Source organism: Komagataeibacter kakiaceti JCM 25156, assembly GCF_000613305.1.
The window spans coordinates 1-10,942 of the sequence record NZ_BAIO01000046.1 but is presented as its reverse complement, the minus strand read 5'-3'; the positions used below and the strand labels follow the sequence as shown (position 1 = coordinate 10,942).

Annotated in this window: 5 protein-coding genes and 4 pseudogenes; 4 read left to right on the top strand and 5 right to left on the bottom strand. The window is 62.3% G+C overall.

Annotated features, from left to right (window positions below):
* Positions 1-2,104 (top strand): ATP-binding protein (locus JCM25156_RS29335; protein WP_025812360.1); only part of this gene is annotated, 2,104 nt, incomplete at its 5' end.
* Between the two features lie 12 nt (positions 2,105-2,116).
* Here JCM25156_RS29335 and arsC read toward each other — a convergent pair.
* Positions 2,117-2,493 (bottom strand): annotated as a pseudogene (gene arsC, locus JCM25156_RS21705) (arsenate reductase (glutaredoxin)).
* A gap of 188 nt (positions 2,494-2,681) precedes the next feature.
* Here arsC and trhO point away from each other — a divergent pair.
* On the top strand, positions 2,682-3,656 hold the full coding sequence (gene trhO, locus JCM25156_RS05155) for an oxygen-dependent tRNA uridine(34) hydroxylase TrhO (protein WP_025812359.1): 975 nt from the start codon (positions 2,682-2,684) through the stop codon (positions 3,654-3,656).
* A 181-nt stretch (positions 3,657-3,837) separates the two neighbouring features.
* On the opposite strand, the gene JCM25156_RS21700 is transcribed toward trhO, so the two are convergent.
* Together JCM25156_RS21700 and JCM25156_RS32000 are read right to left on the bottom strand one after the other, a co-directional pair.
* Positions 3,838-4,908, bottom strand: a complete 1,071-nt coding sequence (locus tag JCM25156_RS21700) for an FAD-dependent monooxygenase (protein ID WP_277909349.1) — start codon at positions 4,906-4,908, stop codon at positions 3,838-3,840.
* Between the two features lie 50 nt (positions 4,909-4,958).
* A pseudogene (locus JCM25156_RS32000) lies at positions 4,959-5,270 on the bottom strand (FAD-dependent monooxygenase); the annotation flags it as partial.
* Between the two features lie 389 nt (positions 5,271-5,659).
* Between JCM25156_RS32000 and JCM25156_RS21695 the strand changes: the two are divergent.
* Positions 5,660-6,558, top strand: a pseudogene (locus JCM25156_RS21695) (LysR family transcriptional regulator).
* A gap of 2 nt (positions 6,559-6,560) precedes the next feature.
* Here JCM25156_RS21695 and JCM25156_RS05140 read toward each other — a convergent pair.
* Both JCM25156_RS05140 and JCM25156_RS21690 read right to left on the bottom strand, forming a co-directional pair.
* A complete protein-coding gene (locus JCM25156_RS05140; protein WP_242402489.1) occupies positions 6,561-8,168 on the bottom strand; it encodes a cation:proton antiporter in 1,608 nt (535 codons plus the stop codon).
* A gap of 699 nt (positions 8,169-8,867) precedes the next feature.
* Positions 8,868-10,124 (bottom strand): annotated as a pseudogene (locus JCM25156_RS21690) (outer membrane beta-barrel protein).
* Positions 10,125-10,615: 491 nt separating this feature from the next.
* Between JCM25156_RS21690 and JCM25156_RS29330 the strand changes: the two are divergent.
* The coding region (locus JCM25156_RS29330; RefSeq protein WP_034958461.1) for a hypothetical protein at positions 10,616-10,942 on the top strand (327 nt) is incomplete at its 3' end.

Sequence of the window (10,942 nt, the reverse complement as noted above, 5' to 3'; positions counted from 1 at the left end):
CGCCCTGCCCTGCCCCACCCCGGACGCCGTGCGCAGGCTGGCGGAATGCCAGCACGGCCTGCGCGGCGAACATGACCAGCTTACCAGCAAACTGGTGGCGGCGCGCGAACACCTGACCACGCTCCACCCGCAGCTTGCCCGGCTGGAGCAGGCAGGCCATCCGGTCACGCCGGAAATACTGGCCGCCGCCCGCACGCAGCGCGACGCGCTATGGCACGACATACGCACTGCCTATCTTGATCCCGCGGCCCAGACGCCTGCCGCCACACGCCAGCTTCAGGCCACGGCCCTTGATGCCGCGATGGACAGGGCCGATACGCTGTCCGCCCAATTGATGGCGGAGGCAAACCGTATCGCCCGGATCGAGGGCGTGCGGCATGCGATCAGGGAATGCGAAGATAAAATCGCCTTTTACATGCAGCAGCAGGCACACCTGCACGAACGGATGGACTGCCAGTGGCAGGAATTCATCGCGCCTTTCCCGGCCCTGATCCCGCATGCGGCAACGCCCGACGCACTGGACGCATTTGTACGCCAGCGTACGGAAATCCTGACCGAAACCACGCAGATCGCCCATGAGCGCACCCTGCTGGCGGAAGAACGCATCCGGCCCGACACCCAATATGACATCATGCAGCGTCTGGCCCACCGGCTGGGCGTTGATCCGGCCCTTGCCCCGGCGCCCTGTGTCGCGGCCATCATCGCCGCCCTGCGCCTGCACGACACCGAGCATGATGAATACGACAGGCTGAAGCGCGAATGTGATGAGCTGCGCGCCAGCGAAACCGGGTTGCAGGCACAGGCGCAGGGCCTGCAGGCCACGCGGCAGGAATGGGAACAGCAATGGGGAGCGACCGTACAGGCCCTCGGCCTTCCCGCCGATGCCCCGCCTGCCATTGCCTGCGACCTTGCCGCCGAATGGGCGGCAGCGCCCGCGCATATAGAACGTCTGGCCGAACTGCGGGAAGCCGCCACGCAGGCCCGGAAGGCCATGGCGGATCTGACGCGGGTGATGGACGGCCTGCGCCCCCATATCCATCCCGCCCTGCCGCATGACGCGCTGGACGCCGCAGGTGAGCTTGAGCGCCGCTGGCAGGCGGCGGAGAAAAACCACACCCAGCGCGAAGCCCTGCGCCCGGAATACGAACAGGCCACCCGTACCGCGCGGGAAAGTGAAACCAGCCTGTCCCGCGCGCAGGCGGAGATCGCGACCCTCCAGACCCGTACGCAGACGGACAGCCCCCACGCGCTGGAGCAGCTTGCCCAGCGCCTGGCCCGGCGGGACGCCCTGGCGGAGCGGCATGCACAGGCGCTGCACACCCTGTCGCGCATGACGGATGGGCAGGCCCCGGACGATCTGCAGCGGGAAATTGATGGTCGCGACCTGCCCGAACTGACGGCCGAGATCGCCCGGATCGATGACCGCCTGAAGGAACTGGACCTGTTGCGCGACAACGCGGTCCGCGCCGAACAGTGCGAGGAAACCGCCCTGCGCGCGTTCGAGAACAATACCGAAGCGCCACAGGCCGCCGCCCGGCGCGAGGCGGCGATTACCCACCTGCACCAGATCGTGGCGGAATATGCCAGGCTGACACTGGCGCGCAACCTGATCGCCGATGCGATTGACCGCGTGCGGACCGAGGAACAGGATCCACTGGTCACACGCGCGGGGCAGTTCCTGCATCTTGCCACACAGGGCGCGTTTACCGGCATCCGCACAGAACTGGATGCGCGGAACGAGCCCGTGGTGCAGGCCGTGCGCCATGACGGCAGCATCGTGCCCGTAACGGCCATGAGCGCGGGCACACGTGACCAGCTGTTCCTGGCATTCCGGCTGGCCAGCGTGGAGACCTACTGCAAATCAGCCGAGCCGCTTCCCTTCATAGCCGATGACCTGCTGGTCCAGTTTGATGATGCCCGCACACTTGCCACCCTGCGCGCCCTGACGGATTTCGCCCGCACGACACAGGTCCTGCTCTTCACCCATCACGACAGCATCCGCGACATGACCCGCAGCCTGCGGGCGCAGGGCATGGCCATAAACCTGCTGGAACTGCCCCGCGTCACCTCACCCGACCCCGCCGCCATGGCAGCGCAACCGTGACATGCTCCGGGTTTACGGCGCGGCCTGCGCCATACGGGTTTCGGGCAGGATTTCAAACAGCGTCTCCTTGGGGCGGCAGGGGCGGGCCGTGGTCTCCGTCATGACAACCGGGCGGTTGAGCAGGATGGGATGGGCGGCTATGGCGTCGAGTATCTGCCGTCCGTCAGGTCCGGGTCATCCAGCCCGAGTTCGGCATAAGGCGTGCCACGCTGGCGCAGCAGGTCGCGCACCGGCACGCTCAGGCGGCTGGCCAGCACGTCCAGATCCGCGCGTGAGGGCGGGGTCTTCAGGTATTCGACCACGACCGGCTCGATCCCCGCGGCAAGGATCATGGCCAGGACATTACGTGACGTGCCACAGGCACGGTTATGAAACAGGGTTACGGTCATCTAGCGGCCCATCCATACGATCAGACAGATGATATAATCACGTCCCGCCCCCTGAATACAGCAGGCATGTCCCGCCCCGCGCGCGCCCATGGTGCATTCGGGCGCAAACTCCGTTATGACTGCGGCGCCGCCCGCCTGTCCGTCGGGGGGTTACATGCGGTCATTTTCAGCCATGGTTGCCCATTACAATGAACACATCCCCTGTCGCCCTTCCCGCCGATCCGCAGGGCACGCTGCCTGTCTGCGTGGCGGCGCTGTATCATTTCACCCCGTTCACGGACTGCGCGGCGCTGCGCGCGCACCTGCTCGATACATGCCACAAGCTGGGCATACGCGGCATCCTGCTGCTGGCGCATGAAGGGATAAACGGCACCATTGCCGGAAGTGACAGCGCCATCACCACCATCGTCACCACCCTGCGCGCCCTGCCGGGCTGTGCCGATATGGAAATCAAGTTTTCCCGCGCCCCTTCCCTGCCCTTCCGGCGCATGAAGGTGCGTATCAAACGTGAAATCGTGACCATGGGCATAGACGGACTGGACCCGAGGCGCGACGTGGGCCATTACGTCGCGCCCGCTGAGTGGAACGCCCTGATTTCCGACCCCGACACCATCGTGATCGACACCCGCAATGATTATGAGGTTGCGATCGGAACCTTTCGCGGGGCCATTGATCCGCAAACCCGCAGCTTTCGCGAATTTCCACAGTGGTTTCGCGACCAGCGGCAGGAACTGACGGCACAGGGCCGCACGCCCAGAATCGCCATGTTCTGCACCGGCGGCATCCGCTGCGAAAAGGCCACGGCCTTTGTCCGCGCGGAAGGGATTGAGGATGTATTCCACCTGCAGGGCGGCATCCTGAAATATCTGGAAACGGTGCCTGAACAGGAAAGCCTGTGGGATGGCGAATGTTTCGTGTTTGACCAGCGTGTCAGCGTGGGCCACGGCCTGAAGCCCGGCAATTTTGACATATGCCATGCCTGCCGCGCGCCACTGAGCGAAGCCGACCGGCAGGCACCGGAATATGAAGCGGGCATCAGTTGCCCCCACTGCCATGATGAACGGACGGAAGCCCAGCGCCACCGCTACGCCGAACGTGAACGCCAGATCGAGCTTGCCCGCCAGAAAGGCATCACCCATCTCGGCTCGGACCCCGTGCGCTGAGAAGCCTGTCCTGGGGACATTTCCGCAAATCATCAGGCGGTTTCTGGTGAAGCTTTTTTCAGAACGCTTCAGGGAACGCCGCCTTTTTGAAAAAAGGCGGCACCCAAAAACTTTTATTCTTTTTATAAAAACAGTTGTTTTTAAAACAGGCTGAGAAATACGTTTATGAATAGCGCCTGCGTTAGAACCGGCGGTTGAGGGGCGATGGATCGGCTGCCATCCCCGCCAGTGCCGCCTCGATCACTGGCCAGTTCCCGCTCCGCGCCGTTGCCGCGACATAGCCATCAGGGCGCACCAGCCAGATACCCTTTCGCGGTGGCTGGCGGAGTTCGGGTTTCAGCAGGGCAGTATGGCGCGCCATCATGGCCCGTGCCTGGGCATCGTCCGTGGCAACCAGTGTAAAGCGGGGCAGATCACCCGCGCCGGGGGCATAATCGGCGGCAAATCGTTGCCCAGGACGCGCGCCCCGCAGCCCTCTGGCAAAGCCGGCGTTAAGCGGGCTGTCGGGATACGCGATCATGACACCGGAAAGCCGGTTGGCGACCGTGCGACGGACCAGCGGTATTTTAAAAATCCCCTGCACGGCAAAACCGCGCAACCATTGCGCCAGATGGCTTCTGAGCAGGACAATTCTGGTCATACGCCCGGAATCGGACAGAACCTGCCGGGCAACCGCGCTGCGTTCGATGCTGTAGCTGTCCAGCAGGGCCGGACCCGCCTCCCGCCGTTCGACAAGCGCCAGTTTCCACGCGAGATTGAAGGCGTCCTGCATGCCCATGTTCATGCCCTGCCCCCCGGCGGGACTATGGACATGCGCCGCGTCCCCCGCCAGAAACACGCGGCCCGCACGATAATTCCGCACCGTGCGCTCATTGACCCCAAAATCCGACAGCCAGACCGGATCGGACAGAGTGATACCGCCCGGTCCGCGCTGGTCGACAATGGCCTGCACTTCTTTCAGATCCGGTGCGTGCAATGGCGTGGAGCCGATATCGGCAATGATACGGTAACGGCCCGGAGCCATGGGAAAGAACATGACGGCCCCATCGGAATGCCAGAAAATCGCTGGTTCATCCGGCGCGATGGCAAGACCCGCGACATGCGCATCGGCAATGATGAAACCGGTTGGCAGGGTATCGCCTTCAAATGCCAGGCCAAGCCTGCGGCGCACAAAGGAGTGCGCACCGTCGCAGCCGATGAGCCAGGCGGCCTCCATGGTCTCGCTTCTGCCCCCGTCATGCACAAGGTGCATGAAACACCATCGCCCCTGTCAACAAGGTCCGTCAGTTCGGCGCCGCGCTCGACCTTTCCGCCAAGGGACTGAAGATGGTCTTCCAGCAGGCGCTCGGTTTCCGATTGCGCGATCATCAGCAGGTAATTGAACCGTGAAGCGATCGTGGCGAATGGAATGCGGGCAAGAACCTTGCCCCCGGCATGAATACTGACGGCTTCCGCATGCAGGCCCGTGGCCACGAAAGCCCCCGCACAGCCCGCCGCCGCCAGCAGTTCAAGGGTTCGGGGCCATACGGCGAGGGCCCTGGACTGATCGGTACGCCCCGGCGCTTTATCGACAAGCCTGACGGGCACGCCATACCGCGCAAGCTCGGCGGCCATGGTCAGACCGACAGGCCCCGCGCCGACGACAAGAACAGGCTTCGACATGATTTTTGTCCGCGCAAGAAGAACCGTCCCGCCACACGGGCGGCCAGTTCCGGGTTAACGCCGGGCGTGTTCAACCCGTTCCGATCCGGAAAAAGGCGTGGATTTCAGAACGGGATCGGTCCTGCCAATCCGGACAGGGGGAGACAGCGCATGATGCAGGGTTAGGGGGATATTTTCCGGCATGGACGCCGCCCATCAGGAAATTCGCCCTGCGGGAACCCTTGACAATATCCTGAATTCGCAATTCGGTTTAAGACCTTCCGAAGGCAGTCTGAACACTTTAGTCCAGAAAATATTCCGCCAGTCATAAGGACATTTTTCAGTCAGGAAAGCCGACACCAGTGGACCGTATCGACCTTTTTCGTATTTTTGCCCGGGTGGTGGAAACGTCCAGTTTCACCCATGCGGCCGATACGCTCAACATGCCGCGCTCCTCGGTCTCCACGGCCATACAGGAACTTGAGGCACGGGTGGGTGCGCGTCTGCTGGCCCGCACCACCCGGTCGGTCGCGCCCACGCCCGATGGCGCGGCCTTTTACCACCATTGCGTGCGGCTGGTGGCGGATGTGGAGGAAACCGAAAACCTGTTCCGCAGCGATCGGGCCGGGCCGGGCGGTCTGCTGCGTGTGGATATGCCGGGACGGATCGGCCGCCTGCTTGTTGCCCCTGCCCTGCCGACCTTCCTGCGGCACTACCCGGATATTGACATTGAACTGGGTGTTACCGACCGGGCCATAAACCTGATCGAGGACGGCGTGGACTGCGTGCTGCGCATCGGCCCGTTGCAGGATTCAGGCTGATCGCACGCCGGATGGGGGAACTGCCGCTGGTCAATGTCGCAAGCCCGGCCTATCTTGCCCGCCACGGCATACCGCTCCGGCCATCCGAACTGGGCGGGCATGAGGCCGTGCGCTACGCATCACCCACCACCGGCCGGGTGGAGGAATGGGAATGGATGGAAAACGGCCAGGCCCGCACCATGCCCATGTCCGGCCGGGTCTGCGTAAACAATGCCGAGACACTGGTGGCCTGCTGCCTTGCCGGGCTGGGGCTGATACAAGTGCCCGCCTATGACGTGCGCCCCCATATCCAGCGCGGTGAACTGGTGGAGGTCATGCCCGACTGGCGGGCCGGGCCAATGCCCATGACGCTGCTTTACCCGCACCGCCAGCATCTCTCCCGCCGGCTCCAGCTTTTTGCGGACTGGCTTGCCACCCTTCTTGCGCGCGAAACCGCCTGATCTCAGATCAGGCCGCCCTCCGCGATCATCTGCTGCAGGTCGAGTTCATGCTCAAGCTGGTGCAGCACCACATCATGCACCGCCCCGCTGCGGTGCAGGCGGAGCAGTTCGGCGCGCCCAGCGTCTATTATGGTCAGTTGCATCTTGTATTCGGCATCCTGCCGCCCCTGTAGCGCCTGCTGTTCATGGCTGAAGCGTTCGGCCAGTTCCGCACGATAGGCATACTGTTCCAGCAGGTGCGCATGGATCAGTTGCCCATCCGCGCCGTACGCCAGTTCGCGTATGGCGTTTTCCTGCATCCGGGCGACGAGTGCGCGCGCCTGCGATACGGACAGGTAATGTTTCTGCCCCCATGCATGCCCGTGCCCACCGCCGGTAAGATGAATGACCCACCCGATCGTTGTTCCCTGAACCAGCACGGTAACCAGAATGACCACGAAGGTCGCGATCTGCATGATGTCACGATTGGGCATGTCTTCCGGCAGGGCCAGCACTATCGCCAGGCTGACCACGCCGCGCATGCCACACCAGCCCATGATCGCGACAAAGCCAAAAAACATCCGCCGGTCCGGCCGCATCCGGTCGGGTATCCAGATCACGCGCAGCCCTTCGGTCACGAACATCCACACAAAGCGCGAGACCAGAACGGCCGCGACAATACCCGCCACCGGGCGGAACACATCCTGCCGTACCCAGCCCGTACCCATATGCCGCAGCACAATGGCATGGACGGATGTGCCGATCAGCACGAACACCAGGGATTCCAGCAGGAAAACCAGCACTTCCCACACCGCCGCCCAGCGCAGGCGTGCATCGGCGCTGAACACGTCATGCTGCCGCCAGCCCACGACCAGCCCCGCCACGACGGTGGTGATGACACCGGAAACCCCGATCTGCTCCCCGCCGATATAGGCGACCCATGGCAGGAGCAGCGTCATGGTGATGCTGACGATACGATCGCGCACCATGCCCATGAACCTGATCCATACCCAGCCCAGCAGACCACCGAACGCAAGGCCACCCGCCGCCAGAAAACCGAACGTCGCCACCGCATGGACAAGGTTGAACGTGCCGGTCAGGGCGGCGACGGTGGCAAAACGGTAAAGGACCAGGCTGGCCGCGTCATCCAGCAGGCTTTCCCCTTCCAGCAATGTGGTGATCCGTTCCGGCAGGGAAACACGCCTGAGCACGGCCTTCGCCGCCACCGCGTCGGGCGGGGCCACGATGGCGCCCAGCGCGAAACATCCCGCCCATGGCATGGAGGGAATGAGCCAGCGCGTCGCCATGCCGACCGCGAACGTGGTGAACGCCACCCCGCCCACCGCAAGCTGCACGATACCCGCCAGATTGGCCCGGAACGCATGCCAGACGGAAAAATAGGCCCCGGCCAGCAGCAGCGGCGGCAGGAACACGATCAGCACCAGATCGGGATCAATCTCGATAACGGGCAGCCCCGGCATAAGGGCGATGGCGATGCCCCCCAGCACCAGCGCCGCCGCCGGGGGCAGGCGCAGCCTGCGTGCGGCCAGATCCAGCACCACGATCACGACGATCAGGAGGAGAATGAACTCAAAGCGCTCTACATTGGACATGCGCACCCTACCCGCCATATGGCCGGGCGCCCCTTCCCCGGCCTGTGACGGTTAACGCGACAGGCGATGCGGGGTTGGTCTCAACACACACGCGCATGGCCTGTATTCACGGCGGCACGGATACCCCGCCACCACCGGCCACGACAGCGTTGCGGAAGCCTTTGCCCTGCCCATGGACAAGGGCATGCAACCTTCCCGCCCATGGCTGCATTAGGAATTCGTGCATCTTCGTGAATATGGGAGACGGCTACAGTCAGGGTCCCGTATCAACGCCTGTGGGCAGTCAGCATGGATTGCGCAGCCCGGCCCGCAATCGCGCCTGCACCATGGCCGTGATGCGTGTGGGCCTGTTGAGCGGGCGACAGCTTATGGCCTCCCTGGCGTTATGGAAGTGAGAACCGCCATGTCGAGACTTTCCATTCACAACTGCGGACAACCGCCGTTACCGCCGCCCAACCCGCCATCCCCACGGGATTATCCGCCTCCGGGGCCGGACCAGCCCTTCCCGTTTGACACGCCCGCACCCCCGCCGCCGCCACTCCAGAACCGGCGCGGATGGATCATTGCAGGGGAACGGTGAACTGGCCCCTCAGCGGCTGTTTGAAAAACCTGCCGTTGAGATAGGCCGGAATCGTAATGAAGTTTTTGGTGAAGCTTTTTTGAGAAAAGGCCGAACGGGCTGAAGGAAAATCATTCCCTGACCCGCACCGCCCTGGATCAGAAACCGATGACCGCATCACCACCAAAGGTGAACATGCCGTTGTTGCGTCCACCGTTAAAGGGTGTCGTATCGTTCAGCGAGCGATCGAAGCGCACTTCGGGCCGCAGCATGAACACGCGGACATGGTGGCCCAGATCCGGCTTGTAGGTCACGCCCAGAGTCATTTCACCATAGGTGGTGCCATGCCCGCCTGGCCCCGGCATCAGGGCGTCACCCCGGCTGGCGCGACCGGAAATGCCATCCATGTAGGAATTGTTGCCAATAAAGGTCGCAACCATGAGATTGTTGTTATCGCGGTAGATTTCACCACGATAGTTGAAGGTCAGGACCTTGTTGATCTTGTAGCTCAGGAAGCTGACGAAGCTTTCCGCGTCGCGGCCTTGAAGTTGCCATTCGAGCGGATGCCGTTCAGCCTTCGTCATGAATGTAGTTGAACTCCCCCGTCAGGGTCAGGCGATCGTTAACGGCGTAGGTCGCGTTGATGTCGTTCCAGAACCGTTCTGCATGGTCGGCCTCATACCGGCCACCGGCGGATGAATAGCGGGAGTTTTCAGGCCCGACGCGGCTCAGTTCGATAATGTTGAGCTTGCCATGCGCGAGGTTGTTCAGGTTGAACCCGAAATAACCCGCGGGCGCGTTGTTGTTATCGGAACGGCCGAACGAGGTCTGGTTACCGGTATCGATACCGAACGTCACGTCAATCATGTCGGTCACATGCCAGTTGAACATGGCGCCGATATGCTGGAAGGGAACCGAATATTCGGATGTGTAGGCAATGGTATAGAACGGGCGGGTGGTGGGATCGAGCGTTTCAACGCCCATGGGGGCCTGAAGGATACCGGCATGCATGTCCAGCCCGCCCTTGGTGGCCCAGGGGAGGTGAACATCGGCGTGGGCCTGTGCGGGGATCAGCTGGTAGCGGGCGTTCCATTCATGCGCGCTGACACCCAGAATCTGGTAGTAGCGTGCATCCGAACCGTACATGCCTCAAGGGTGAAACCGACCTGATAGCCGCCCTGTGAGGGGTCAATCGCTTTCTGCAGGGTGAATTCGGCCTGGTTGAGCTGTACCTGGTTGGCATGGTCGGCAAAGAAGTCACCGAAGTTGTAGCCCGGCTGCGGGCGGGCGGGGTTGGCCATGATGCCGCCTTCGACCTGACCGGTCAGGGTAATGCCCGACAGCCACCGCGCCATGGCGGAATCACTCTTTTCCATGCTCTTGAATATGGACACCTGGGCATGAGCATGGGGCATATCGAGCAGGATACCAGCGGCAAGCGCCGTAATGCATCCAATACCGGAACGAAACCCAGATACTCTCATCCCGTTTTTCTTCATGGCGGTCCCCAGAATGTCGTTTTTGCTACACTGCTATCTACCAGCTTTTTTTTGATAACGAACCGAAATGCTCCCCATCATAACGATTGAATATCAGTACGTTGCAAAAGCCACACACATCGTTACATTTTCATAACAATAAAATATAATGACACATATTTGTAATGTTTATGACAGCCCGTGTCGCATCTGGCCGGGGCATAAGGACCATCGCCGCACCCTGCCAATCAGCTCATACGTTTCGAACGCGTCACGACATTCAGGGTTCAGGTAATTTCTTTACCTCAGCTACACATTCGCCAAGGTGACAGGATTCCTGCGGGCCGCCCGTAAAACGCATGACGGGTTGCGGGCCAGCCCCACATTCTCGCCCCATCTGCCTGCTGCCCTGGCAGGCCGGACGATCCATGCGGGTGCGCGACCCCTATGCCGGATATGATAATGCCCGTCCCGAAAGTGCGCTTATGCGGCAACAGTCGGTGTGCATGGCTGAATTCCAGCCATGTCCCGTGGCGCCGTTCGGGCCACGGCGGCTGCGTGACACTGGTAACGCAGCCACCTTGCATGAAGTCAGGACACGGGCCGGGACAGTCCATGACCAGTACCCGGCCCGCCATTACAGCGCCTTTACCAGCCGCCCCAACCCCAGCCACCAATATATCCGCCATACGGATAGCCATAATACCCCGGATAACCGTAAACAGGATATCCATAACCGTAACCATAGCCGTAAT